We start from the raw sequence: 24,556 nt of genomic DNA, 5'->3' as shown, positions 1-24,556 counted from the left end.
GGGCCCGCGCCGCTCAGAGGACGGAGCTGCTCCTCCGTACGCCCCTCGACACCGTCAGTCTTCCCACCGCCCAGAAGAGTCCCAGCGTCGCCAGCGCCATCGCGGCCACCAGGGTCGCGCCGCCCACCACCTTCTCGTAGTCGCGCTGGTAGAGGCCGTCGACGATGTAGCGGCCCAGGCCGCCGAAGCTGACGTAGGCGGCGATGGTGGCGGTGGAGACGATCTGGATCGCCGCCGAGCGCAGGCCGCTGAGGATGAGGGGCAGGGCGACCGGGAGTTCGACCCGGAAGAGGATCTCCGGCTCGGCCATGCCCATCCCGCGGGCGGCGTCCACCGGGGCGGGGTCGACCGAGCGCATCGCCTCGTAGGTGGTGACGAGGATCGGGGGGATCGCCAGGACCACCAGGGGGATCATCACCGGGGCCATGCCCAGGCCCAGCAGCACGAACATGAGGACCATCAGGCCGAAGCTGGGCAGGGCGCGGCCGGCCGTGGCGATGAGGGCGAGGGTGTTGCCGCCGCGGCCGGTGTGCCCGGTGAGGAGTCCGACCGGGAGGCCGATGGCGGCGGCGATGCCGAGGGCCATCAGGGTGTAGCCGAGGTGCTCGGCGAGGCGGGTGGGGATGCCGTCGTAGCCCTGCCAATGGGCGCTGTCGCCGAAGAAGGCGTCGATGTGGTTGAGCAGGTTCACCGGGCGGCCTCCTTCACCACGAGTGCGGGGGCGCTCCTGCCGGTGCCGCGGGGCATCCAGGGCGTGAGCAGGATCCGTACGAGGATCAGGGCGGCGTCGACGAGGACGGCGAGGACGGCCGTGCCGAGGACCGAGAGCCACACCAGCCGCGGCTGGTTGTAGATCATGCCGCTGTTGAGCAGGTTGCCGAGGGCTCCCTGGTTGCCGATCAGCATGCCGACGCTGACCAGGGAGATGCTCGACACGGAGGCCACCCGCAGCCCGGCGATGATCGCGGGGGCCGCGATGGGCAGTTGCACCTGGAGGTAGCGGCGTACCGGTCCGAAGCCCATGGCGGTGGCGGCGGCCAGCGTCTCCTGCGGCACCGACCGCACGCCGTCCACGATCGCCGGGACCAGCACGACCAGGCTGTAGACGGCCAGCGGGATCATCACCGTGAGTTCGCTCAGGCCGGTGTAGTCGATGAGGACGACGAAGAAGGCGAGCGAGGGGATCGCGTACAGCACGGTCGTCACCCACAGCACCGGCGGGTACAACCAGCGCAGCCGCACGCAGAGTTGGGCGATCGGAAGGGACAGGAGCAGACCGGCCAGCACCGGGATCAGCGCCTCGCGCAGATGCAGGACGATCAGGCCCGGGTAGGTGTTCTGGAGGTCGCTCGGCATGTCGAAGAACTCGCTCATGGCGCGACCTTCTCCGTGTTCTCCGTGTTCTCCGTGTTCTCGGGGTTCTCGGTGTTCTCGGGGTTCTCGGGGTTCTCCGTGTTCTCCGTGCGGGCGCTGTCCGCGTGGGCGCCGCGGATGGCCTCGCCGATGGCCTGCTGCGAGACCACCCCGGCCGCCCGGCCCTCGGCGTCCACGGCGACGGCCCAGCCGGTGGGCGACAGCACGGCACAGTCGAGCGCGGCCCGCAGCGAGTCCGTACCGGGAACGAACGGCCGCCCGTACGCGAGGAGTCGGTCCGCACGGACCTCGCCCGCGGTCAGCTCCCGCGGCTCGGCCCAGCCGAGGGGCTTGCCGTCCAGGTCCGTGACGAGGAGATAGGGGGCGCCGGCCGTGGCGCGGGCGGCGATCTGCTCGGCGGTGGCGTCGATCGCGACGATCGGCGCGGTGAGCAGTTCGAGGTCCGTGGCGGGGAAGAAGGACAGGCGCCGGATGCCGCGGTCGGCGCCGAGGAAGTCCTCCACGAAGGAGTCGGCGGGGTTCGTCAGCAGGTCGGCGGGGGGCGCGAACTGGGCGAGTTTGCCGCCGGTGCGCATCACGGCGACCATCGTGCCGAGCTTGACGGCCTCGTCGATGTCGTGCGTGACGAAGACGATGGTCTTGCCCAGTTCGCCCTGGATGCGCAGGAGTTCGTCCTGCAGCCCCTTGCGGACGACCGGGTCCACGGCGGAGAACGGCTCGTCCATGAGCAGGACCGGCGGATCGGCGGCGAGCGCCCGGGCCACGCCGACGCGCTGCTGCTGGCCGCCGGAGAGCTGGTAGGGGTAGCGCTTGGCGAGGGAGCCGTCGAGGCCGACCCGCTCCATCAGCTCCCGGGCCCGTGCCCGGGACCTCTCCTTGCCCCAGCCGAGCAGGCGGGGCACGGTGGCGATGTTGTCCAGGATCGTGCGGTGCTGGAAGAGCCCGGCGTTCTGGATGACGTAACCCATCGACCTGCGCAGGGTGTTGACGGGTTGCTGCTGGATGTCCTTGCCGTCGAGGAGGATGCTGCCCTCGCTGGGCTCGACCATCCGGTTGATCATGCGCAGGGTGGTCGTCTTGCCGCAGCCCGAGGGGCCGACGAGGACGGTGATGGAGCGATCGGGTATCTCCAGCGACAGCCGGTCGACCGCCACCGTGCCGTCCGGGTATCGCTTGGTGACTGAATCTATCCGTATCAAAACGCCGAATACCCTTCGGGTCTGGCTGAAGTCGCCCACTTCCGGCCGGGATTGAGCGGGCCGTTGCGGGGAGAGTCTAGACCGCCCGTGTTACACGGTCCCGCCGCCCGCCCCGGGGTCTTCCGATGGCGGGTGAGCGGTGGATGAGCGGTGGATGAGCGGTGGATGCGCGGCAGGTGAGTGGCGGACGATCCGTGGATGATCCGGGGCGACGCGACCGGGGTACGGCCGGTTACGGTGGCCTGGTGAACTTCTGGTCGATCTATCAACACGGCTTCGCGCGGATCGCCGCGTGCACCGGCCACGCCACCGTCGCCGACCCGCCCGCCAACGCGGAGGCGGTGCTCCGGCAGGGCCGCCGGTGCGCGGGGGACGGGGTCGCCGTCGCCGTCTTCCCGGAACTGTGCCTGACCGGATACTCGATCGAGGACCTGCTCCTCCAGGACCCGGTGCTCGACGAGGTCGAGGAGGCGCTGGAGACCGTGGTGGCCGGGTCGGCGGAGCTGATGACGGTGCTCGTCGTCGGCGCCCCGCTGCGCTACCGCCACCGGCTCTACAACTGCGCGGTGATCGTGCACCGCGGCCGGATCCTCGGCGTGGTGCCCAAGTCGTACCCGCCGAACTACCGGGAGTTCTACGAGCGGCGGCAGATCGCCGGCGGCGACGAGGAGCGCGGCGGGACGATCCGGCTGGGCGGGCGGGACGTGCCGTTCGGCGTGGACCTGCTGTTCGCCGCCGAGGACGTGCCCGGCCTGGTGCTGCACGCCGAGATCTGCGAGGACATGTGGGTGCCGGTGCCGCCGAGCGCCCCGGCGGCGCTCGCCGGGGCGACGGTGCTGGTGAACCTGTCCGGCAGCCCGATCACGGTCGGCCGGGCCGAGGACCGCAAGCTGCTGTGCCGCTCGGCGTCCTCGCGCTGCATCGCCGCCTATGTGTACGCGGCGGCCGGACTGGGCGAGTCCTCCACCGACCTGTCGTGGGACGGCCAGACCATGATCTACGAGAACGGCGCGCTGCTGGCCGAGACCGAGCGGTTCCCGCTCGACGAGCAGTACGCCGTCGCCGACGTGGACCTCGACCTGCTGCGCCAGGAGCGCATGCGGATGGGTACGTTCGACGACAACCGCCGCACCCACGGCGGGGCCACCGGCGGCTTCCGGCAGGTGGGCTTCCGGCTGGACCCGCCGGCCGCCGACCTGGGGCTGCGGCGCCGGGTCGAGCGGTTCCCGTTCGTGCCGGCCGACGCCGAGCGGCTCGCCCAGGACTGCTACGAGGCGTACAACATCCAGGTGTCGGCGCTCCAGCAGCGGCTGGGGGCGATCGGGAACCCGAAGGTCGTCATCGGGGTGTCCGGGGGTCTGGACTCCACGCACGCGCTGATCGTCGCCGCCCGGGCGATGGACCGGGCGGGCCGGCCGCGCAGCGACATCCTCGCCTTCACCCTGCCCGGCTTCGCCACCAGCGACCACACCAAGAGCAACGCGCACCGGCTGATGGCGGCCCTCGGGGTCACCGCGGCCGAGCTGGACATCTCGCCGACGGCCCGGCTGATGCTGCAGGAGATGGGCCACCCCTTCTCCGCCGGCGAGCCGGTCTACGACATCACCTTCGAGAACGTCCAGGCGGGCCTGCGCACGGACTATCTGTTCCGGCTGGCCAACCAGCGCGGGGGCATCGTGCTCGGCACCGGCGACCTGTCCGAGCTGGCGCTCGGCTGGTGCACGTACGGCGTCGGCGACCAGATGAGCCACTACAACGTCAACGGCGGGGTGCCGAAGACGCTCATCCAGCACCTCATCCGGTGGGTCATCAGCAGCGGGCAGTTCGGGGACGACGCGGGCAAGACCCTCGCCGCGATCCTCGACACCGAGATCAGCCCCGAGCTGGTGCCGGGCGAGGAGCTGCAGTCCACCGAGTCCCGGATCGGCCCGTACGCGCTGCACGACTTCACGCTCTTCCACGTGCTGCGCTACGGCTTCCGGCCCTCGAAGATCGCCTTCCTGGCCTGGCACGCCTGGCACGACCCGGAGGCGGGCGCCTGGCCGCCGAACTTCCCCGAGTCCGAGCGCACGGCCTACGACCTGCCCGAGATCCGGCGCTGGCTGGAGGAGTTCTGCCGCCGCTTCTTCGCCTTCGCCCAGTTCAAGCGCTCCGCCATGCCCAACGGGCCCAAGGTCTCGGCCGGCGGCTCCCTCTCCCCCCGCGGCGACTGGCGCGCCCCCTCCGACGGCAACGCCCGAGCCTGGCTGCGCGACCTCGCCCGATGGGACGACTCGGGGAACGCCACGGGGTGACCGGGGCGCCGGGGGAATCGACTTCCGGTGCCCTCTGGCGGGGGCGGGGAAGCCGCGCTGGTCGGCTGCCGGTGCCCCCACTCCCCACTCCCCCCTCCCCGATGGGTCGACTCCCGCGCCGCCGCAGGGTGACCGGGCCGCCAGGGAAGTCGGCTTCCCACCCCCGGCACCGGATCGGCACGCCGGGGGAATCGGCTTTCGGGCACCCCCGGTGGGGCGATTCCGGCGCCGCGCGGTGACGAGTGCGTCGCCGACGTCGGCTCCGTCCCGCAAGGTGGAGCCATGGAGTTCGACGTGTGGGAGGCGGGGCCCGCCTACGAGCGGTACATGGGCCGGTGGAGCCGACGCGTGGCCGAGCGGTTCACGGCCCTGGCCGGGCACGCGGAAGGAATGCGCTGGCTGGACGTGGGCTGCGGGACCGGGGCGTTGACGGCGGTCGTGGCGGCCCGTTGCCGGCCCCGGCTGGTGTTGGGCTGCGACCGGTCGGCCGGGTTCGTGGAAACGGCCCGGGCCACGGCCCGCGGCCCGGTGTCGTTCGTCGTGGCGGACGCGACCGCGCTGCCCGTCGCGGACGGCGTGTGCGACGCGGCCGTCAGCGGGCTGGCCCTCAACTTCCTGCCCGAGCCGGCCGCCGGTGTCGCCGAGATGGCCCGGGCGGTCCGGCCCGGCGGGCTGGTCGCCGCCTACGTCTGGGACTACGCCGAGGGCATGGGCCTGCTGCGCCACTTCTGGGACGCGGCCACCACGGCGGATCCGGCGGCCGCCGAGCTGGACGAAGGCCGCCGCTTCCCGCTCTGCCGCCCGGACCCACTGCACGCGCTGTGGTCGGAGGCGGACCTGCACGAGGTGCGGGTCACCCCGGTCGTCGTCCCGATGGTCTTCGCCGACCTGTCCGACCTGTGGTCCCCGTTCCTGGGGGGCCAGGGACCGGCCCCGGCCTACGTCGCCTCCCTCCCCCCGAGCACCCGCGACCGGCTGCGCGACGCCCTCGACACGTCCGTCCCGAAACAGCCGGACGGCACGATCACTCTGACGGCCAGAGCATGGGCGGTGAGCGGGACCAGACCACGCTGAGGCCACGGGGCCGGGCCGCACCGAGGACCCAGGCGGCGAGCCACGCGCACGCCCCTGGACGCCGGGCCGAGCCGCGCACCCGGGAGCGGACCGCCCGACACCAAGGCGGCCGGGCCCACGGAAAGCCCGGGCCGTGGGCCATGCCGACACCCTCGGGACGCCGGGCCGGACCGCAGCCCTCGGAAGCGGGCCGGACGGGACCCGAGCCGCCGGGCCGAGCCACGCACCCGCGAGAGGGCCGCGCTGACAGCAGGAGCCGGGCCCGGTAGCGACTCAGGCGGCCGGGCCCGGGGGCAGCCCAGGCGGCCGGGCCCGGGGGCGGCTCAGGCGGCCGTACGGTTGGCCGCTACCGGCAAGCCTGCCGTGCGGAACACTCGGCGGCTCGCGTCGATGGCGAAGACCTCGCAGCCCGGGCGGGTGGCGGCCCACTCGATGCCCTCGGTGCCCATGGCGAAGGCCGCCGTGGCCGTGGTGTCGGCCTCGGTGAGGGAGTCGGCGGCGACGGTGAGGCTGAGGAGGCCGGCGGCGGGGGCGCCGGTGCGGCCGTCGAGGATGTGGGCGCCGCGCTCGTAAAGGGCGGAGGTCGCGACCGCGCCGTCGGTGATCTCCAGGACGGTGCACAGCTTGTCGGCCTGCTCGGGGTGGCGTACGCCCACCCGCCAGGGTCCGCCGGCGGCGACCACGTCACCGCCGGCGTTGAGGCAGAAGCTGCGTGCCCCGGCCGCCGTCAGCAGCTCCGCCGCCCGCTGCACCGACCAGCCCTTGACCACCGCGCAGGGGTCCAGGCCCCGCCCGGGCAGGCGTACGTCGAAGGCGCCGCCGGTGGCGACCCGGTACTCCTCGCACAGGTCGAGGATCTCGGCGAGGTCGGCGCTGACCTCGCCGAGGCCGATCTCGCCCCGGTCAAGCCGGGAGACCTCGCTGTCCGGCTTGAAGGGGCTGAACCGCGCGTCGACCTCGCGCAGCCACGCGAAGACGGCGTCCGCCGCCTCGTCGGGGAGGTGCTCGTCGGTCCGCAGCGAGACCGGGAACCCCATGACGTGCTCGACGCGCCGCACCTTCAGGCACCCCTCGCGTCAAGAGCGGCCTGGAGGGACTCCCGGTAGCCGTCACTGGTGATCGTCGCGCCCGACACCGTGTCGATGTCCGCTCCCTGCGCCTGGAGCGTCTCCTCGATCAGCTTCGGCACGGCGGCCGTCGTCTGAGGATGGTTCGGCTGCTGGAGCATCCGCACGGAGGCGATGCGATCGCCCTCGAACGTCACCTCCACCTGCACCGGACCCTTCTCGGTGTTCACCGTGGGTCCGGCCACCACCTCGGAGGTCGTTGCAGCGGACGCCGACGCCTCCTGTTCGTCGAGAGCGGCCTGGAGGGACTCCTTGTAGCCCCCGCTCGTGATCGTCGCACCGGACACCGTGTCGATGTCCGCGCTCTGCGCCTGGAGCGTCTCCTCGATCAGCTTCGGCACGGCGGCCGTCGTCTGAGGATGGTTCGGCTGCTGGAGCATCCGCACGGAGGCGATGCGATCGCCCTCGAACGTCACCTCCACCTGCACCGGACCCTTCTCGGTGTTCACCACCGAGCCCTCGACGACCAGGGCGGAACTGCCCGAGGAGGACGCGGCGGGCGCCGGGGCGGCTGCCTCCGTCGTCGACGCCGGCTGCGTCGACGGCTCGTAGCGCCACAGCGGGACCAGACCGACGGCGGTCAGGACCAGGACGGGTATGGCTCGCTTCACGGTGTTCCTCTCATCCCGCCAGGCTGAAACGTTCGAAGTGGATCTGCGGCCGCGGCACGTCCAGCTCGCGCAGGCTGCCCAGCACCGCGTTCATCATCGGGGGCGGCCCGCACAGGAAGACGTCCCGGTCGGCGATGTCCGGCACGAGCCGCAGCAGCTCGGCCGGGGCCAGCCTGTCCGGCTGGACCGGGCCGGTGACCAGGTGGAGTTCCGCGCCCTTGGCGACGGCCAGGTCGCGCAGTTCGTCGTAGAGGACCGCGTCCCGGTCGGTGGCCACCCGGTAGATGACCACGGCATGGCCGTCCAGCTCCTCCAGCAGCGCCCGGATGGGGGTGACGCCGACGCCGCCGGCGATGAGCACCGACTCCGGGCGGGTGCGGTGCAGGGCGGTGAAGGCGCCGTAGGGGCCCTCGGCGAAGACGCGGGTGCCGACCTTCAGGTGGCGCAGGGCGGCGCTGCCGTCGCCGGCCGCCTTGGCGGTGAGGCGGAGGCCGCGGCCGTCGGGGGCGGCCGACAGGGAGAAGGGGTTCGCCTGCCACCAGCGGTCCTTGGTCAGGAACCGCCACAGGAAGAACTGTCCGGCCCGGGCCGGGAGGCGGTCCAGGTCGCGGCCGGTGATGTGGATCGACACGACGTTGTCGGACTCGGGGACGACGGCCGACACGCGCAGCTGGTGGCGCCAGTTCCGCCACAGCGGCAGCACGAGGCGGCCCACGAGCACCGAGCCGAGGGCGACGCCCCACAGGCCGTACCAGTACGCCGTGGCGGCCGGGGAGGAGGTGAAGGTCGTACCGACCGCGACCTGGTGCGTGAAGGCGAGCAGCACGGCGAGGTAGGTGTACAGGTGGATGAAGTGCCAGGTCTCGTACGCGAGTCTGCGGCGGGCGTAGCGCCCGGAGACCGCGCCGACCACCAGGATGATCACCAGTGCGGCGACCGCGCGCAGCACGCCCTCGACGGTCTCGGCGAGGTCGACCAGCTGGTTGACCGGGTCCAGGCCGGAGGAGTCGGCGTAGCCGAAGACGAGGAAGACGGCGTGCGCGAGCAGCGTCCACAGGATGCCGAAGCCGGTCCAGCGGTGCCAGGAGGTCAGCCGGTCCATGCCGATCCGGCGGTCCAGCCACGGCAGGCGGGCCACGAGCAACAGTTGGAACGCCATGAACAGCGCGCCGTAGAGCCCGGCGAGGCGGCCGAGGACGATCAGCGTGTTGGAGGCGCCGAAGCCTGCGTCGACGAAGAAGTAGGTCACCACGGCCGCGTTCGCGGCCAGCACGGTGTACAGGCCGGTGCGGGCCACCACCCTGGGGCGTATCGCCGCAGGGGTCGCTGGGGGTGATTGGACGGTCGTCACGGGCGGCAGCTCCTCATGGGGGTCGGGGCCGGGGTACCGAGCTTGTCCGCAGAATCCTGTCGATCACCTGTCGTACGTCTTTCAAGTGGTTATCGATGTGACCGGGAGGGACGGCCGGACTGGGGCGCGGGGTGCCCGGTGACGCACTATGTGCGGGTGGAGAAAGTACGACTTCTGGTCGTGGACGACGACCCGCCGATCGCCGACCTCGTGGCGACGGTCGCCCGGTACGAGGGCTGGGAGGCGGTGACCGCGAACTCCGGCGAGGAGGCGCTGCGGCTGGCCGCCGAGTTCCACCCGGACATCGTCGTGCTCGACCTGATGCTGCCGGACGTGGACGGCTTCGGCGTGCTCGACCGGCTGCGCCGCTCCGGGACGATGGTGCCGGTGGTGTTCCTGACCGCGCGCGACGGCGTGGCCGACCGCGTGGCGGGGCTGACCCGGGGCGGTGACGACTACCTGGTCAAGCCGTTCGCGGTGGAGGAGCTGATGGCCCGGCTGCGGACCGTGCTGCGGCGCAGCGCCGGGCCGGGCTTCCAGCGCTCGGTGCTGCGCGTGGGCGACCTGACGATGGACGAGGACACCCGCGAGGTGCGGCGCGGCGAGAAGCTGCTCACGCTGACGCCCACCGAGTACGAGGTGCTGCGCTACCTGATGCGCAAGTCGCCGACCGTGCAGACCAAGGCGCAGATCCTGGACCACGTGTGGGAGTACGGCTTCGGCGGCCGCTCCAACGTCGTCGAGCTGGTCGTCAGCCGGCTGCGCCGCAAGCTGGACGACACCGGTGCGCCGATGATCCACACCGTGCGGGGCTTCGGGTACGTCATCCGGCAGGCCGCGGAGTGATCCGGCGGCTGCGGCGGGCGTACGGCAGGCTGCGTCTGGGCACCCGGCTCGCGCTGGGTCTTGGCGCGCTGTCCCTGGTGGTGTTCGCGGTCGTCGGCACGGCGCTGACGACGTTCATGCGGGACTATCTGTCGGCGCAGCTCGACACCCAGTTGGCGCAGGCCCAGGTCGCCCAGGCGAAGAGCATCGCGGACTACGGCACGCTGTCGGGCAAGAAGTACTGGCGCTGGTACTACGCCGTGTACGACGTCGAGGACGGCACCCCCCAGCTGCGCAAGCCGGAGGTGGCGACCGACCTGCCGAAGGACGTCGACGAGTTCACGGCCGTGGCGCGGGCGCAGACCTCGTCCAGCAAGGAAGTGCTGCGCACCGGGCATCTGCGGGGCGAGGGCGACTACCGGCTGCGCGCCTGCGAGGTGGAGCCGGGGCTGATCCTGGTCAGCGCCGCGCCGATGGACGAGATCGACGACACCGTGGGGCAGCTGGTCACGGTCCAGGCGGTCACCTTCGGTCTGGCGCTGCTGGCCCTGGTGGTGAGCGGGCGGTCGCTGCTGCGGCGCGGTCTGAAGCCGCTGAGCGACATGGCGCACACGGCCCGCGGGATCACCTCGCACGACCTGACGGACTCGGCGCGGCTGCCGGTGCGGCACGACGGGCGGGGCGGCGGGCCCGAGGTCGAGGAGTTGCGGACGGCGTTCAACACGATGCTGGAGCACATCGACGAGTCCCTCGCCGTGCGCGCGGAGGCCGAGCAGCGGCTGCGGCGCTTCGTCGCGGACGCCTCGCACGAGCTGCGCACACCGCTGATGTCGGTACGGGGCTATGCGGACCTCTTCCAGTACGCGGCCGCCAACGCCCCCGAGGAGCGGGACAAGCATCTGACGCGGCTGCGCGCGGAGGCGGCGCGGATGGGGTTCCTGCTGGACGACCTGCTGCTGCTCGCCCGGCTGGACGCGGCGGAGGTGGAGACGCCGCTGCGGCCGCGCGAGGCCGACCTGGTGGAGCTGGTCCAGGAGGCCGCCGACGCCTTCCGCGCCAGTCACGCGGACCATCCGCTGACGGTGGAGCCGGGCCCGGCGGCCCTGCGCATGCGCCTGGACCCGCAGCGCGTCCGTCAGGTCCTGGACAACCTCCTCACCAACGCGGCCGTGCACACCCCGGCCGGTACGGCGGTCTCCGTCGCGGTGTCGGCCGCGCACGGCGTGGCGCGCGTCCGCGTCCGCGACGCCGGGCCCGGCATCCCGCCCGGCGACCGCGAACGCGTCTTCGACCGCTTCTACCGCGTCGACAAAGCCCGCAGCCGCGACCGCGGCGGCAGCGGCCTCGGCCTGGCCGTCGCGAACTCCCTCATCCGCGCCCACGGCGGCACGATCGAGCTGCGCAGTGAGCCGGGCAAAACGGTGTTCACGGTGTCGCTGCCACTGGACACCGCACTCTGAGACCCCGACCGCCGCCCCCACGAAGCACGGGCACGGGCACGGGGACGGGGACGGGGACGGGGACGTCAACGATCCGGCGTGCGCCGGGCGACGGGGCGCGGGCGGGGTGCGTGCCGGGCGACGGGGCGTGGACGCGGCAGGGCGCGGGTGGGGTGCGGGCGCGGCCCAGGCACGGCGCGGGCGGGGTGCGGGCAGGGCGGACGCGGGCAAAGACACAGGTGCGCGGGCAAGGCACGGTGCGGCGCGGACACGGCGCGTGCCGGGCGACCGGGCGCGGACGGGGTGCGGGCACGGCACGTGCCGGGCGACCGGGCGCGGACGGGGTGCAGGCACGGCCCAGGCGAGGCACCGACGCGGTGCGGGCAGCGCGGGCGCGGGCAAGGGCACAGGTGCGGGCAAGGCACGGGTGCGGCGCGGACACGGCACGTGCCGGGCGACCGGGCGCGGACGGGGTGCAGGCACGGCCCAGGCGAGGCACCGACGCGGTGCGGGCAGCGCGGGTGCGGGTGTGGCGCGGGTCGGGTGTGCAGGTGGCGCTGAGTCTTACGGAGCCGTGACGTGCCGGGCGTGGTCCGGTCCCGGGGGCGGCGCCCGTGCCTAGCGTGGGCGTATGCGTGTACTGGTCACCGGCGGTGCCGGGTTCATCGGGTCCCATGTCGTCGAGGCGCTCGGGAAGCGCGGGCACGAGGCCGTGGTCTACGACGTGCGCGCCGACCCGGCGTCCGACGTGCGGGACCCGGACGCCGTACGCCGTGCTCTCGTCGGCGTGGACGCGGTGTGTCATCAGGCGGCGATGGTGGGTCTGGGGACCGGCTTCGCCGACGCGGCGGAGTACGTGTCGCGCAACGACCTGGGAACCGCCGTGCTGCTCACCGCGATGGCCGAGGCGGGGGTGGGGCGGCTCGTGCTGGCGGGTTCGATGGTGGTGTACGGGGAGGGCCGGTACACGTGCGGGCGGCACGGCGTCGTACGTCCCGGTCCGCGGGCCGTGGCCGATCTGGACGCCGGCCGGTTCGAGCCGCGCTGCCCGGAGTGCGGCGCGGAGCTGTCGCCGGGGCTGGTCGGCGAGGACGCGCCGGCCGATCCCCGGAACGTGTACGCGACGACGAAGCTCGCCCAGGAGCACCTGGCGGCGGCGTGGGCACGGGTGACGGGCGCGGCGGCGGTGTCGCTGCGCTACCACAACGTGTACGGGCCGGGCATGCCCCGCGACACCCCGTACGCCGGTGTCGCCTCCTTCTTCCGCTCGGCGCTCGCCCGTGGCGAGGCCCCGCGCGTGTTCGAGGACGGCGGCCAGCGGCGGGACTTCGTGCACGTGCGGGACGTCGCCTCCGCCAACGTGGCCGCGCTGGAGGCGAGTTCGCCCTCGGGGACGCTCGTCGCCTACAACACCGGCAGCGGCACCCCGCACACGGTCGGCGAGATGGCCCACGCCCTCGCGGCGGCGCACGGCGGCCCGGAGCCGGTGGTGACCGGCGAGTACCGCCTCGGCGACGTACGCCACATCACCGCCGACTCCGCCCGCCTGCGCGCCGAGTTGGGCTGGAAGCCCGAGGTGGACTTCGAGGAGGGGATGCGCGAGTTCGCCCGGTCCGAGTGAGGGGGCCTGTGCCCACTCCCCGGCCGGACGACGCGCGGCCACGGGATCCCACGCGCGAGCCTGACGAATCCCGCCGCACGGTCACGGACAAGGCCCCCGCACGCCCGGCAGGACCGCCCCACGGACGGGACCGGCAACCCGGGCCGGGCCCTCCCGCGAGCGAAGCCGAGCGCGGGAGGGAGCCAGGCCGGGGAGACGGCACCGGTGCTGGGGGCGGGCGTCGGGGGCTGTGGGATCAGGCGTCGGCCGTCGGCAGGGTCACCTCGAAGCGGCAGCCGCCGGGGATGTTGCGGACGGTGGCGCTGCCGTGGTGGGCCTCGACGATGCCGCGGACGATCGCGAGGCCGAGGCCCGCGCCCGCCGGCGGGGTACGGGCGTGGCTGCCCCGCCAGCCGGTGTCGAAGACGCGCGGCAGGTCGTCCTCGGGGATGCCGCCGCAGCCGTCGGTCACCGACACCACGACACCGTCGGCGGAGCGTTCGGCGGCCACCGCGACCGTGCCGTCGGCCGGGGTCCGGCGGATGGCGTTGACCAGCAGGTTGCCGAGGACCCGGCTCATCTCCCGGCTGTCCACCTCGACCGGCACCGGCTCCACGCCGTTCCCGACGAGCCGCACCCCGTGCTCGCGGGCCAGCGGGTCCGCCCCCGCGAGGGCGTCGCCGACGAGGTCGTACAGCGAGACCCGGCTCGGGCTCAGCGCCAGCGCGCCCGCGTGGATGCGGGAGAGTTCGAAGAGGTCGCCGACCATGCCGTTGAGGCGCTCGACCTCCATGCGGATCTGCTTCAGATAGCGCTCGGGGTCGGCCGCCACCCCGTCCTCCAGCGCCTCCGCCATCGCCCGCAGTCCGGCCAGCGGGGTGCGCAGGTCGTGGGAGATCCAGGCGACCAGTTCGCGGCGCGAGGACTCAAGGGCCCGCTCGCGTTCCCGGGACTCGGCGAGCTTGGCGCTGGTGGCCTCCAGCTCACGGCTCAGGGCGGAGAGTTCGGCGGTGGCGGGGCCGTCCGGCGAGGTGAAGTCGCCGCCGTCGCCGAAGGAGCGCGCGGCGAGCGCGAGCGCCCGGCTGCGGGCCGCGACCCAGCGGCCCAGCAGCAGTGCGGTGGCCAGGGAGACGACGGCCGCCATCGCCACGACGGTCGTGACGACGGTCAGGTCGTGCCCGGACAGGAACATCGCCTGCGCGACCGCGAGGGTGCCGGCGAGCATCGCGGTGACGGCGACGCCGACGACCACGGCGAGGTGCGCGATGAGCGACCGCCGCCGGATCAGCCGCAGCACGAACGCGCCGAGCAGTCCCGCCGCGGCGGCGCCGACGAAGGCGAACAGGGCGATGAGGAGGGTGTCGCGCACGGTCAGGCCCCTTCGGCCGAGGCGTCGAAGCGGTAGCCGACGCCCCACACGGTCTGGATCAGCCTGGGGCGGGCCGGGTCGTCCTCGACCTTGCCGCGCAGCCGGCGCACATGGACGGTGACCGTGGACAGGTCACCGAAGTCCCAGCCCCACACCTCGCGCATCAGGTCCTCCCGGCTGAACACCCGGCCGGGGTGTCGCACGAGGAAGGTGAGCAGGTCGAACTCACGGATGGTGAGGGCGAGTTCGGTGCCCTGCTTGACCGCGCGGCGGGCCGCCGGGTCGACCGAGAGGCCGGCGGCGTGCAGGACCGGCGAGGGCGGCTGCTGCGCCGGGCGGGCGCGGCGCAGCACGGACTCCACGCGCAGGACGAGCTCGCGCGGGCTGAAGGGTTTGGTGACGTAGTCGTCGGCGCCCACCTCCAGGCCGAGGATCCGGTCGTCCTCGTCGCCGCGCGCGGTGAGCATGATGACCGGCACGGGCCCGCGCCCGCGCATCCGGCGGCACACCTCCAGGCCGTCCATGCCGGGCAGCATCAGGTCCAGGACGACGAGGTCCGGCCAGTGCGCGGCCGCCCGGGCGAGGGCGTCGGGTCCGTCGCCGGCGCGGTCCACCACGTATCCGGCCCGGTCGAGGTACCCGGAGACCACTTCGGCGACGGTGGGATCGTCGTCGACGACGAGGACCCGGGCCCCGGTCCGCGGGTGCGGCTGCTGTTCCATGCCGCAAGCCTCCCACCGCGTGCGCGGATGTGCGCCCGCCCCCTCCCGACGTCCGTGTTTCGTAAGGAGCCAACTTCTGATATGTCCGCTTTGCGCTCGTAGGGTGAAGGTGTGACGACCTCATCCCCAAGCTCTGCCGCAGGAGAACCGGGCCCGGCTCCGGTCGACGTCGTACTCCCCTGTCTCGACGAGGTCGAGGCGCTGCCGTGGGTGCTGGAACGCGTTCCGCCGGGCTGGCGCGCCCTCGTCGTCGACAACGGCTCGACCGACGGCTCCGCCGACCTCGCCCGCCGGCTCGGCGCGACCGTCGTGCGCGAGGAGCGGCGCGGTTTCGGCGCCGCCTGCGCCGCGGGGCTGACCGCGGCCACGGCCGACGTGGTCTGCTTCTGCGACTGCGACGCCTCCCTCGACCCGCGCGACCTGATCCCGTTCGTGGACCGGGTACGGGCCGGGCAGGCGGACCTGGTGCTCGGCCGGCGCCGCCCGCAGGGCCGGGGCGCCTGGCCCGCGCACGCCCGCGCCGGCAACCTCGCGCTCGCCCGTCTGCTGCGCCGCCGCACCGGTCTGCGCCTGCACGACCTCGGCCCCCTGCGCGCCGCCCGCCGCGAGCCGCTGCTCGCCCTCGGCCTCACCGACCGGCGCAGCGGCTATCCGCTGCAGATGGTCGTCCGGGCCGCCGACGCGGGCTGGCGGATCGACGAGTACGACGTCCCCTACCGCCCCCGCTCCGGGGCCTCCAAGGTGACCGGCACCTGGCGCGGCACCTGGCAGGCGGTGCGGGACATGAGCCGGGTGCTGGCCGAGCGGGAGGTGTCGTCCGTATGACGACTCTCCTCGTCATCGCCAAGGAGCCTCGCCCGGGCCGCGTGAAGACCCGGCTGACCCCGCCGTTCACCCCCGAGGAGGCCGCCGCGCTGGCCGAGGCCTCGCTCGCGGACACGCTGGGCGTCGTGGCCCGCACGCCCGCCCGGCGCCGTGTGCTCGTGCTGGACGGTTCGCCGGGCCCGTGGCTGCCGCCCGGCTTCGAGGTCGTACCCCAGTGCGCGGGCGGCCTCGACGAACGGCTCGCCACCGCGTTCGCGGGGTGCGCGGGCCCGACGCTCCTCATCGGCATGGACACCCCGCAGGTGACACCGGACCTGCTCTCCGTCGACTTCACCGACTGCGACGCGTACTTCGGCCCGGCGGCGGACGGCGGCTTCTGGGCGCTGGGCCTGTCCCGGCCGGACCCGTCGCGGCTGCGGGGCGTACCGATGTCGACCCCGCACACGGGAGCCCACCAGCGGGCCCGGCTCGCGGATCTGCGGGTACGGGACCTGCCGGTGCTGCGGGACGTGGACACGGCGGACGATGCCAGGGCGGTGGCGGAAGCGGCCCCGCACGGCCGCTTCGCGGCGCTGCTGGGGCGGCTGACGGCGGTGGGGCGCCCATGAGCACCGTTCCCAGGGCACGGGTGCCGGGCCGCGCCGCCCACCCCCACGGATCCGACCCCGACGTCGCGCACCGCACCTGGTCCGCCGACCCCTACTCCGACGCCCTGCGCGCCGAACGCGGCCCCCTCTACCTCCGCAGGTCGGACGGCTGGCTGCTGCCGCTGGACGTGGAGCGCTGGTGCGCGGAGGCCGACGCCGCCGACCTGGAGGTGCTGCGCCGCTGCGAGGGGCCCGTGCTGGACGTCGGCTGCGGGCCGGGGCGGCTCGTCGCGGCGCTCGGCGCGCAGGGCCGCCCGGTCCTCGGGATCGACGTGAGCGAGGCGGCCGTGGCCCGCACGGTGCGGGCCGGAGGGCAGGCGTTGCGGCGTTCCGTCTTCGAACCGCTTCCCGGTGAGGGCCGTTGGGGCACCGCCCTGCTCATCGACGGCAACGTGGGCATCGGCGGCGACCCCCGGGCCCTGCTCGACCGGATGGCCCAACTCCTCTCCCCCGGCGGTCTGTTGATCGTCGAGACGGTCCCGGACCTGGACCTCGACGAGCGCGTCCTCGTGCACGTCGCCGACGCCCGCGGCGCCGCCGGCATGCCCTTCCCCTGGGCCAGGCTCGGCACCCCGGCCTTACTGCGCCACGCCCGGCAGGCCGGGTGGCGCGCCGCGGATCAGTGGACGGTGGGCGGCCGCTCCTTCGCCGCCCTGCGCAGCCGCGGCCGCAGCCGCAGCACGAACAGCACCGCCGAGCCCCCGAACAGCAGGGCCGACAGCAGCAGCCAGCGCGGCAGGAAGCCGTCCGCGGACAGGCCGGTGGACGAGGCGTAGCGGTCCGCCACCCGCCCACTGATCAGCGGGAACCACACCAGCAGGAGCAGCGCGGAGAGCGCGGCGGGCACCCGCACGTACATCACCCACTCCCGGCGCCGGGCCGCGGGCCGTACGAGGAAGCGGTCCGCGGCCGCGTACAGCGGCAGCAGTACCAGGTCGTGGACGACCGCCGCGCCCACGAACCACATCGCGATCCCGAACCAGTCCCCGTCCAGCAGTCGCACTCCCGCGTATCCGGCGAGCGCGAACGAGCAGGCGAGCAGCAGGAGTTGCAGCGGGCTGCCGACGACGAGGCGGGGGCGGCGCATCACAGGTCTCCGAACGTCATGCGGGCCACCCACTTGGTGTTGAGCACACCGGGCGCCGCGGGCACGATGACCCGGGCCGGGTGGCCGTGGTCGGGGGTCAGGTCCTCGCCGTTGACGAACAGAGCGAGCAGGGAGCGTTCGTCGGCGACCTGGTTGGCCCGCAGCGCGGCCCGGCGGAAGGCGCCACGCCGTTGCAGCGACTCCACGAGGACGTCCGGCGGATCGTCGTAGCCCACGAGCGCGGCGAGGTCCCGCAGCCGCACCCCGCGCCACCACTGGTCGGAGGTCGACCAGCCCTCGACGCAGGCGATGGGCAACGCGGCGCTGTGCAGGGGCAGTCGGAGCAGGTCGGCGCGGCTGAGCCGCACGGTGCCGGAGCGGCCGACCACGGTGAGCCGCCAGGTGTCGTCGGCGGTCTCGGCCGCGTCGATCCCGGCCCGCTCGGCCGTCTTGTTGATCTGGAAGGCGCCGGGCCCGCTGCCCGGTTCGGCGCCGCCGTGCGGGGCGAGGAGCGCGGTGCGGCGCAGCGGCCCGTCGAAGTTCTGGCCGACGGTGGTGGCGAACAGCAGCAGCGAGCCGCCGCCGACCAGCCCGAGCGCGCCGCGCCGGGACACGGTCGGCTCGGCCGGCTCCGGGGCGACGAGGTCGTTCTCGACGTGGTCGTCCTCGACGCGGTCGTCCTCGACGCGGTCGTCCTCGACGCGGTCGTCCTCGACGCGGCCGTTGTCGACGAGGTCGTTCTTCTCCTCCCTCAGCCGCCTGAGATTGCGCAGCGCCGCGGGCGTCTTCAGCACGGCGTGCGCGACGAACGCGGCGAAGAACACCCACGCCCCGTAGAAGTGCAGCGGGTAGAAGGAGCCGGGGAAGACGTAGTCCAGCTGGACGTTCAGCACGCCCGTCACGAACTCGAACAGCGCGCCGCCGACCAGGAGCAGCAGCGAGATCCGCTCCGCCGCGTGGGCGAGCGAGCGGGCCGGCGGCAGGGTGAACAGCCGCGGCACGACCGACCACAGCTTGGCCAGCAGGACGGGGATGAGCGTGATTCCGAGGGTGACGTGGACGCCCTGGTTGAGCCGGTACAGCCAGTGCGGATCGGTGGGCCAGGCGAAGAGGTAGAAGCCGAGGACGCCCTTGTCCGGGGTCTTGTCGTTCACCGGCGACAGGTTCGGGTTGTAGGCCGCGTACGACAGCAGGCCCGTCACGAACAGCACGGTGATCCCACCGAGCAGCACCACGCCGAGCACGGAGGTGAACCAGGGGCCGCGCAGCGGGCTGCGCCAGAAGCCGGGCGCGAACGGGGTCGGTCTCATGGGTCGACGGTAGGCCGGAAGGACGCCTCGGACGGCTTCACGAACCATGACGAATCTCTGACGTCGCCGCCTGTCAGCCGTCCGGGCCAGAGCGGGCGCCCTACGGTTTCGGCGTGAACCGCGACCTTCTCCGTGACCTGTACGCAGCCGCAGCGGCGGCCGTCCTCGTGGTGACCGCCGTCGTGGTGGGCACGGCGATCCAGAACCGGGACGGCAGCCTGCGCGTCCGCTGGCCACCGCTCCTCGCCACCTGGGAGCCGCACGTCGGCCCGGGCACGCCGGCCGCGCTGGCGGTCGCGGTCGCCGTCGTCGCCTACGGCCCCTCGCTGGCCGCCCGCCTGCGCTGGCGCACCCTGCTGTGGACCGTGTGGGCGGCGGGCCTGGCCTGGACGTGGTCCCTGGCCCTGGTCGACGGCTGGTACCGGGGCATCGCCGAGCAGCTCACGACCAAGAACGAATATCTCAGGGTCATCGACCGCTTCGACGACATCCCGGCGGCCCTGCGGGACTTCACCCGGCACATCCTGATCGACGCCCCGGACAACTGGCCCGCGCATGTCGCCGGGCACCCGCCGGGGGCGACGGTCACCTTCGTCCTGCTGGACCGGATCGGGCTGGGGGGCGGCGGCTGGGCGGGCGCCTTCGTCATCACGGCGGGTACGACCGCGGCGGTGGCCGCCCTGATCACCGTACGCCTCCTCGCCGACGAGCGGCTGGCCCGCCGTGCCGCGCCCTTCCTCGTGCTCGTCCCCGGGGCGGTGTGGGTGGGCACCTCCGCCGACGGCTACTTCGCGGCGGTCACCGCGTGGGCGATCGCCTTCCTGGCCCTCGCCGTGACGGGCCGCCGCCCGGCGTGGACGGGTCTGGCCTCGGGCCTGCTGTTCGGCCTGACGATGTACCTCTCCTACGGCCTGACGCTGTTCGCGGTGATCGCTGCGGCGGTGCTGCTCCTGGGCTCCGAGCGGCTGCGCCCCCTCCCGTTCGTCCTGGCCGGCTTCCTGGTCGTGCCGGTCGTGTTCACGTCCCTCGGCTTCGACTGGTGGGAGGCGTACCGGCTGCTGGTCACCCGCTACTACCAGGGCGCGGGCGGCGTCCGCCCGTACGGCTACTGGGTGTGGGCCAACTTCGCGTGCACGGTGTTCATCGTCGGCCTCGCCACAGCGGCGGGCCTGCGCCGCACCGGGACGGCCCTGATCCGCCGGGAGAGCGGAACGGACGTCCGCCTGGGCATCCTCGTGTGCGCCGCGCTGGCCGCCCTGCTCGTCGCGGACCTCTCCGGGATGAGCAAGGCGGAGACGGAACGCATCTGGCTGCCGTTCGCCCTGTGGCTCGTGCCGGCGTGTGCTTTTCTGACGGGGGCACGGGGTTGGCTGGCCGCGCAGGCCGGTCTGGCCCTGCTGGTCAACCACCTGCTGCTGACGGGCTGGTGACCGGGCCCGGCAGAGGTGCGGCGCAGGTCGAGGGGTGGAGGTGGTGAACGGCCGGGCGTGACACAGGACACACCTCGCGGGCGGGAAGTTTTGCGCGCATCGGTGATTGTTCCGAGCCGCCCGTACGTACCTTCTAGTGTCCGAGCCGTTCGCCTCAGGAGGTCCGATGCGCTTCTCGCGCAGCACGGCGGCAACCGTCTTCGTCAGCGGCGCCCTGGTGCTCACCCTCTCCGCCCTCGCCTACCCCGCGATGCTCGGGGTGGAGAAGACCTCGACCGACCAGGCCCGCATCATCGCCAACACCCCGTACGGGCCGCTGACCGAGGCGGACCGGGACTTCGTGGTCAAGGTGCGGGCGGCGGGCCTGTGGGAGTACCCGCTGGGCGAGATGTCGCTGGAGCGGGGCACCACGGAGGCCATGAAGGAAGCCGGCAAGCATCTGATCGTCGGGCACGCGGGCCTCGACGAGATGTGCCGGAAGATCGCACCGGAACTCGGCATCACGCTGCCCAACCAGGCGAGCCCGCAGCAGCAGCAGTTCGTGGCCACCGTCGACTCCAAGACCGGCAAGGAGTTCGACTCCACCGCGGTCAGCATCATGCGCGTGACCCACGGCCAGATCTTCCCGGTGATCGCCAAGATCCGGGCCAACACCCAGAACTCCCTGGTGCGTCAGCTGGCCGACCTCGCCAACGACACCGTCCTGGACCACATGACAGTGCTGGAGCAGACCGGCCTGGTCAACCAGGACCAGGTCAACTTCCAGCAGACCAACCCGCCGAAGATGCCCGTCGAGCAGCTCACCCCGCCCCCGCCGCAGCCCGGCTCCCCGGTCCTCGTGCTCAAGCCCCGCCCGGACCTGGGCGTGAACACCGCCTCCCCCACGCCGAGCCCCAGCGGGACGGTCCGCTGACGCGAGTGGGGTCAGCCCAGTTCGGCGAAGGCCTCCACCGCCCGCGTCTTTCCGGTGACGATGATGACGTCGCCCTCGCGCACGATCGTCTCGGCGGTGGCGTACGTGAAGTCCTCGCCGGGGCGCTTGATGCCGACGACCGTGATGCCGTAGTTGCTGCGGACCTGGCTCTGGCCGAGCGGAAGGCCGGTGACGAGGTCCGGGGCGACGGTCTTGACCAGGGCGTAGTCGTCGTCGAACTCGATGAAGTCCAGCATCCGGCCGGTGACGAGGTGGGCGACGCGCTCGCCCATCTCGTGCTCGGGCAGCACGACATGGGTGACGCCGAGCCGCTCCAGGATCTGGCCGTGCTGGCGGCTGATGGCCTTCGCCCAGATGTTGGGCACCTCGGCGTCCAGCAGGTTGGAGGCGATGAGGATGCTGGCCTCGATGTCGGTGCCGATGCCGACCACGGCGCTGGGGAACTCGTGGATGCCGAGCTGGCGCAGCACCTCGGGGTCGGTGCAGTCGGCGACCGCCGAGTGGGTCAGGCCGTCGCTGTACTTCTGGACCAGGCGGGCGTCGGTGTCGATGCCGAGGACGTCCCAGCCGCGCCGCATCAGCTCGTTGGCCAGCGAGGAGCCGAACCGGCCGAGGCCGATGACGGCGACGCGCCGGTCGCGCGGCCGGGGGTGCTCGTGGGCCGGCCGCTTGCGGCGGCGGTGACGCAGGTTGTGCAGGTAGTTAGCCAATGACGGGTCGCTCCTCGGGCAGTTCGTAGCGGCGGGTGCGCTCGCGCAGGGCCAGCGCCGAGACCAGGGTGACCGGACCGAGTCGCCCGATGAACATCAGCGCGATGACGATCAGCTGGGACGCGGCCGGCAGATCGGCCGTGATGCCCGTGGACAGGCCGACCGTGCCGAAGGCGGAGACCACTTCGAAAAGGACGCTCTCGAAGGGCAGCGTGGTGGTGCTCAGCACCGCGAGTGTCGCGGTCATCACCAGTCCTACGCCGAGCAGCGCCACGGTGAGCGCCTGGCGCAGCACGTGCGGGGCGAGCCGGCGGCCGAGCACCCCGGAGGTGGGCTCGCCGCGCACCTCGGCGATGATCGCGACGGCCAGTACCGCGAAGGTGCCGACCTTGATGCCGCCGGCGGTGCCCGCGCTGCCGCCGCCGACGAACATCAGCATGCACGTCATCAGCAGCGTGGAGGCGTGCATCGCGCCGACGTCGACGGAGTTGAAGCCCGCGGTGCGGGTCATCGCGGAGTGGAAGAAGCCGGCGAGCAGCTTCTCGGGCCAGTCGAGGAGGCCGAGCGTGTCGTCGTTGGTCCACTCCAGCAGGCAGGTCAGCACGGTGCCGACGAGGAGCAGGGCGGCGGTGGTGATCAGGGTCAGCCTGGTGTGCAGGGTCCAGTTGCGGCGGCCGGTGGTGCGCTGCCGCTGCCGGTGGCGGAGCAGTTCGAGGAGGACCGGAAAGCCCAGGCCGCCCAGGATCACGGCCAGGGCGACGGGCAGCATGATCCACGGGTCGTCGACATAGCCGACGAGGTTGTCGGCGTGCAGGCCGAAGCCGGCGTTGTTGAAGGCCGACACGGCGTGGAAGTAGCCGAGGTACACGGCGTCGCCGAGGGAGAGGTCGTAGCCGAAGCGCAGGCGCAGGGCGAGGACCGCCGCGGTCGCCAGTTCCACGATCAGGGTGGTCCCGGCGACCCCGAGCAGCACCCGGCGTACGTCGCCGATGCCGAGGCTCTTGGTCTCGGCGGCCGCGGTGAGCTGCATCCGCAGGCGCAGCCTGCCGGAGACGAGCAGGGCGAGCAGGGAGGCCATGGTCATGATGCCGAAGCCGCCGACCTGGATGAGCGCGAGGATCACATGCTCGCCGAAGCCGCTCCAGTAGCCGCCGGTGTCCACGACCACCAGGCCCGTGACGCACACCGCCGAGGTGGCGGTGAACAGCGCGGTGAGCACGTCCGCGCTGCCGTGCTCGGCCGAGACCGGCAGCATGAGCACCACGGTGCCGAGGGCGATCACGGCGGCGAAGGCCAGGACGACCGTCCGGGCGGGATGCGCGGTGAACAGTGACATGCGCGCCCGGGCCAACGCGCGCGGCAGCGCCAGACGTCCTGCCACCTGGTGTCTCTTCCCTCTCTCGGATTCCGTCAAGGTCGGCCGTGCGGCCTGCTCGGATTCCGTCAAGGTACCGGGCGGCCGTCACCCTAACCCGTGACGCCACCGGGGAGACACTCAGAAGGTGTTGGCGGGCCAGTCCAGCAGCCGTGCCCCGATGACCGCGGTCTGCAGGGTGTAGCGGTGCACCGGGTCGGCCGGGTTCGCCCCGGTCAGCTTGTGGATGCGGTCCAGCCGGTAGGTCAGCGCGCGCACGCTGAGCGACAGCCGTCGGGCGGCCTCCGCGGCCACGCAGCCGGAGTCGAAGTACGCGGTGAGGGTGTCGAGCAGCGGCTCGGCGCCGCCCCGGGCGTCCCGCAGCGGGCCCAGAGCGCTGATCACCAGGTCGGCCATGGCCTGCCGGTCGCGGGTGAGGACGGGGTAGACGAGGAGTTCGGAGGCGCGCAGCACCGGGTCGTCGAGTTCCAGCCGGTCGGCCAGGTCGAGGGCGTTGAGGGCCTCCTCGTAGGACTGGACGACGCCGGCGGCGCCGGGCTGGGGGCGGCCGATGGCCACCTGTCCCCCGTCGGTGGCGGCGTGGGCCTGCTTGGCGAAGTGGACGAGCACCTCGTCCTGGTTGCCGGGGGCGATGCAGACCATCCGGCCGTCCTTGGTGGTGAGCAGGATGCTGCGGTCGCCGAACCGGCCGATCAGCGCGCGCTCCACCTCCCGGGGCACGGGGTCGCCCTCGTCGTAGACGGCTCTGCCGCGGGCCACGGCGACGGCGTGCTCGTACGACAGCCGCAGCCCGTACCGCTCGGCGCGCTGGGCGAGCAGGCCGAGGTCGCTGCGGCCGTAGAGCAGGTCGTCGATGAACTCCCGGCGGGCGGCCTCCTCCTGGCGTACGGCGTGTCGCTGGGCCCGTTCGTAGCCCTCGGCGAAGGCGTCCAGGGCCTGGGAGGCGGCCGCCAGGACGGCGTCGGCCGAGGTGCCGTTGTGCTTGGGCCAGTTCGCCCGGGTCTCGGCCATGTACGCGGCGACGAGGACCCGCAGTCCGAGGCCGTCCTCGGCGGCCCGCTCGCCCAACAGCCTGCGCGAGTCGAGTTCCTCGCGGGTCAGCCTGCGGCCGGTCGCCGAGGTGTCCGCGAGGATTCCCGCGTACCCGTCGACGTACTCCTCGTAGCCCTTGCTCATGTCCCGCCCCGCCATGTCGGCCCCCTACTTCGGTCTTGACGCCTTTTTAGCGCATGCCCGCACGTCGTGGTTGCCGG

22 protein-coding genes are annotated in these 24,556 nt (G+C 73.2%); 10 read left to right on the top strand and 12 right to left on the bottom strand.

The genetic code is table 11. The features are described 5' to 3' along the window. Positions 1–13: 13 nt before the first annotated feature. The 3 genes from ICC28_RS06780 to ICC28_RS06770 are packed head-to-tail and all read right to left on the bottom strand — an operon-like array spanning position 14 to position 2,573. Positions 14–691 carry an ABC transporter permease gene (locus tag ICC28_RS06780; protein ID WP_188287492.1) on the bottom strand — a complete coding sequence of 226 codons (678 nt, stop codon included), beginning with the start codon at positions 689–691 and terminating at the stop codon, positions 14–16. Continuing rightward, positions 688–1,374: an ABC transporter permease gene (locus ICC28_RS06775; protein WP_188287491.1), complete on the bottom strand. Its 687-nt coding sequence runs from the start codon at positions 1,372–1,374 to the stop codon at positions 688–690. Before ICC28_RS06775 ends, ICC28_RS06780 begins: the two co-directional genes overlap by 4 nt. Beyond that, a complete protein-coding gene (locus ICC28_RS06770) occupies positions 1,371–2,573 on the bottom strand; it encodes an ABC transporter ATP-binding protein (RefSeq protein ID WP_188287490.1) in 1,203 nt (400 codons plus the stop codon). Before ICC28_RS06770 ends, ICC28_RS06775 begins: the two co-directional genes overlap by 4 nt. Positions 2,574–2,818: 245 nt before the next feature. Between ICC28_RS06770 and ICC28_RS06765 the strand changes: the two genes are divergently transcribed. Together ICC28_RS06765 and ICC28_RS06760 are read left to right on the top strand one after the other, a co-directional pair. Continuing rightward, the gene (locus tag ICC28_RS06765) at positions 2,819–4,867 is read left to right on the top strand and encodes an NAD(+) synthase (protein WP_188287489.1); all 2,049 of its coding nucleotides are present in this window, start codon (positions 2,819–2,821) and stop codon (positions 4,865–4,867) included. Positions 4,868–5,149: 282 nt separating this feature from the next. Further along, entirely contained in the window at positions 5,150–5,941 is a 792-nt protein-coding gene (locus ICC28_RS06760) for a class I SAM-dependent methyltransferase (RefSeq protein WP_188287488.1), read from the top strand. 323 nt (positions 5,942–6,264) lie between these two features. Here ICC28_RS06760 and ICC28_RS06755 read toward each other — a convergent pair whose 3' ends face one another. From ICC28_RS06755 to ICC28_RS06745, 3 genes are read right to left on the bottom strand one after another with little or no spacing between them, the layout of a single operon-like run. After that, a complete protein-coding gene (locus ICC28_RS06755; RefSeq protein ID WP_188287487.1) occupies positions 6,265–6,999 on the bottom strand; it encodes an FAD:protein FMN transferase in 735 nt (244 codons plus the stop codon). Positions 7,000–7,001: 2 nt separating this feature from the next. Continuing rightward, positions 7,002–7,679, bottom strand: a complete 678-nt coding sequence (locus ICC28_RS06750) for an FMN-binding protein (RefSeq protein WP_188287486.1) — start codon at positions 7,677–7,679, stop codon at positions 7,002–7,004. Between the two features lie 10 nt (positions 7,680–7,689). Then, positions 7,690–9,030 (bottom strand): ferric reductase-like transmembrane domain-containing protein, encoded by a 1,341-nt coding sequence (locus ICC28_RS06745; RefSeq protein WP_188287485.1) that lies wholly within the window; start codon positions 9,028–9,030, stop codon positions 7,690–7,692. 156 nt (positions 9,031–9,186) lie between these two features. Here ICC28_RS06745 and ICC28_RS06740 point away from each other — a divergent pair, with 156 nt between their 5' ends. The 3 genes from ICC28_RS06740 (at position 9,187) to ICC28_RS06730 (ending at position 12,915) form a co-directional block, all read left to right on the top strand. Continuing rightward, positions 9,187–9,876 carry a response regulator transcription factor gene (locus tag ICC28_RS06740; RefSeq protein WP_188287484.1) on the top strand — a complete coding sequence of 230 codons (690 nt, stop codon included), beginning with the start codon at positions 9,187–9,189 and terminating at the stop codon, positions 9,874–9,876. After that, complete coding sequence (locus ICC28_RS06735; protein ID WP_188287483.1) at positions 9,873–11,315, top strand: sensor histidine kinase; 1,443 nt, start codon at positions 9,873–9,875, stop codon at positions 11,313–11,315. Before ICC28_RS06740 ends, ICC28_RS06735 begins: the two co-directional genes overlap by 4 nt. Before the next feature lie 610 nt (positions 11,316–11,925). Then, positions 11,926–12,915, top strand: a complete 990-nt coding sequence (locus ICC28_RS06730) for an NAD-dependent epimerase/dehydratase family protein (protein WP_188287482.1) — start codon at positions 11,926–11,928, stop codon at positions 12,913–12,915. A gap of 235 nt (positions 12,916–13,150) precedes the next feature. Here ICC28_RS06730 and ICC28_RS06725 read toward each other — a convergent pair whose 3' ends face one another. Both ICC28_RS06725 and ICC28_RS06720 read right to left on the bottom strand, forming a co-directional pair. After that, on the bottom strand, positions 13,151–14,263 hold the full coding sequence (locus tag ICC28_RS06725) for a sensor histidine kinase (RefSeq protein ID WP_188287481.1): 1,113 nt from the start codon (positions 14,261–14,263) through the stop codon (positions 13,151–13,153). 2 nt (positions 14,264–14,265) lie between these two features. After that, positions 14,266–14,985 carry a response regulator transcription factor gene (locus tag ICC28_RS06720; protein ID WP_188287480.1) on the bottom strand — a complete coding sequence of 240 codons (720 nt, stop codon included), beginning with the start codon at positions 14,983–14,985 and terminating at the stop codon, positions 14,266–14,268. 111 nt (positions 14,986–15,096) lie between these two features. Here ICC28_RS06720 and ICC28_RS06715 point away from each other — a divergent pair, with 111 nt between their 5' ends. Genes ICC28_RS06715 through ICC28_RS06705 form a run of 3 tightly spaced genes read left to right on the top strand, consistent with a single transcriptional unit; the run spans position 15,097 to position 17,233 of the window. Next, a complete protein-coding gene (locus ICC28_RS06715) occupies positions 15,097–15,810 on the top strand; it encodes a glycosyltransferase family 2 protein (RefSeq protein ID WP_188287479.1) in 714 nt (237 codons plus the stop codon). Next, positions 15,807–16,418 (top strand): DUF2064 domain-containing protein, encoded by a 612-nt coding sequence (locus tag ICC28_RS06710; protein ID WP_188287478.1) that lies wholly within the window; start codon positions 15,807–15,809, stop codon positions 16,416–16,418. Before ICC28_RS06715 ends, ICC28_RS06710 begins: the two co-directional genes overlap by 4 nt. Then, complete coding sequence (locus tag ICC28_RS06705) at positions 16,415–17,233, top strand: methyltransferase domain-containing protein (protein WP_188287477.1); 819 nt, start codon at positions 16,415–16,417, stop codon at positions 17,231–17,233. The genes ICC28_RS06710 and ICC28_RS06705 overlap by 4 nt, the downstream gene beginning before the upstream one ends. 310 nt (positions 17,234–17,543) lie before the next feature. On the opposite strand, the gene ICC28_RS06695 is transcribed toward ICC28_RS06705, so the two are convergent. After that, positions 17,544–18,854 (bottom strand): molybdopterin-dependent oxidoreductase, encoded by a 1,311-nt coding sequence (locus tag ICC28_RS06695; protein ID WP_188287476.1) that lies wholly within the window; start codon positions 18,852–18,854, stop codon positions 17,544–17,546. Between the two features lie 113 nt (positions 18,855–18,967). On the opposite strand from ICC28_RS06695, the gene ICC28_RS06690 reads away from it, so the two are divergent. Further along, on the top strand, positions 18,968–20,284 hold the full coding sequence (locus ICC28_RS06690; protein ID WP_188287475.1) for a hypothetical protein: 1,317 nt from the start codon (positions 18,968–18,970) through the stop codon (positions 20,282–20,284). A 166-nt stretch (positions 20,285–20,450) separates the two neighbouring features. Continuing rightward, positions 20,451–21,197, top strand: a complete 747-nt coding sequence (locus tag ICC28_RS06685; protein WP_188287474.1) for a DUF4142 domain-containing protein — start codon at positions 20,451–20,453, stop codon at positions 21,195–21,197. An 11-nt stretch (positions 21,198–21,208) separates the two neighbouring features. On the opposite strand, the gene ICC28_RS06680 is transcribed toward ICC28_RS06685, so the two are convergent. The 3 genes from ICC28_RS06680 to ICC28_RS06670 form a co-directional block, all read right to left on the bottom strand. Beyond that, a complete protein-coding gene (locus ICC28_RS06680) occupies positions 21,209–21,928 on the bottom strand; it encodes a potassium channel family protein (RefSeq protein ID WP_188287473.1) in 720 nt (239 codons plus the stop codon). Further along, entirely contained in the window at positions 21,921–23,309 is a 1,389-nt protein-coding gene (locus ICC28_RS06675; protein ID WP_317453968.1) for a TrkH family potassium uptake protein, read from the bottom strand. The genes ICC28_RS06680 and ICC28_RS06675 overlap by 8 nt, the downstream gene beginning before the upstream one ends. 114 nt (positions 23,310–23,423) lie before the next feature. Then, positions 23,424–24,494 carry a PucR family transcriptional regulator gene (locus tag ICC28_RS06670; RefSeq protein WP_188287472.1) on the bottom strand — a complete coding sequence of 357 codons (1,071 nt, stop codon included), beginning with the start codon at positions 24,492–24,494 and terminating at the stop codon, positions 23,424–23,426. Positions 24,495–24,556: the final 62 nt, after the last annotated feature.

Origin of the sequence: Streptomyces sp. TRM68416 (assembly GCF_014596915.1) — a bacterium.
Lineage (GTDB): Bacteria > Actinomycetota > Actinomycetes > Streptomycetales > Streptomycetaceae > Streptomyces.
The sequence above is the reverse complement of the archived record's forward strand: the minus strand, read 5'-3'. Positions and strand labels throughout refer to the sequence as shown.

Coding starts and splice junctions, on each gene's coding strand:
- ICC28_RS06685 (WP_188287474.1), top strand. CDS start 20,451: ATGCGCTTCTCGCGCAGCACGGCGGCAACCGTCTTCGTCAGCGGCGCC.
- ICC28_RS06695 (WP_188287476.1), bottom strand. CDS start 18,854: ATGAGACCGACCCCGTTCGCGCCCGGCTTCTGGCGCAGCCCGCTGCGC.
- ICC28_RS06705 (WP_188287477.1), top strand. CDS start 16,415: ATGAGCACCGTTCCCAGGGCACGGGTGCCGGGCCGCGCCGCCCACCCC.
- ICC28_RS06670 (WP_188287472.1), bottom strand. CDS start 24,494: ATGGCGGGGCGGGACATGAGCAAGGGCTACGAGGAGTACGTCGACGGG.
- ICC28_RS06710 (WP_188287478.1), top strand. CDS start 15,807: ATGACGACTCTCCTCGTCATCGCCAAGGAGCCTCGCCCGGGCCGCGTG.
- ICC28_RS06730 (WP_188287482.1), top strand. CDS start 11,926: ATGCGTGTACTGGTCACCGGCGGTGCCGGGTTCATCGGGTCCCATGTC.
- ICC28_RS06775 (WP_188287491.1), bottom strand. CDS start 1,374: ATGAGCGAGTTCTTCGACATGCCGAGCGACCTCCAGAACACCTACCCG.
- ICC28_RS06720 (WP_188287480.1), bottom strand. CDS start 14,985: ATGGAACAGCAGCCGCACCCGCGGACCGGGGCCCGGGTCCTCGTCGTC.
- ICC28_RS06760 (WP_188287488.1), top strand. CDS start 5,150: ATGGAGTTCGACGTGTGGGAGGCGGGGCCCGCCTACGAGCGGTACATG.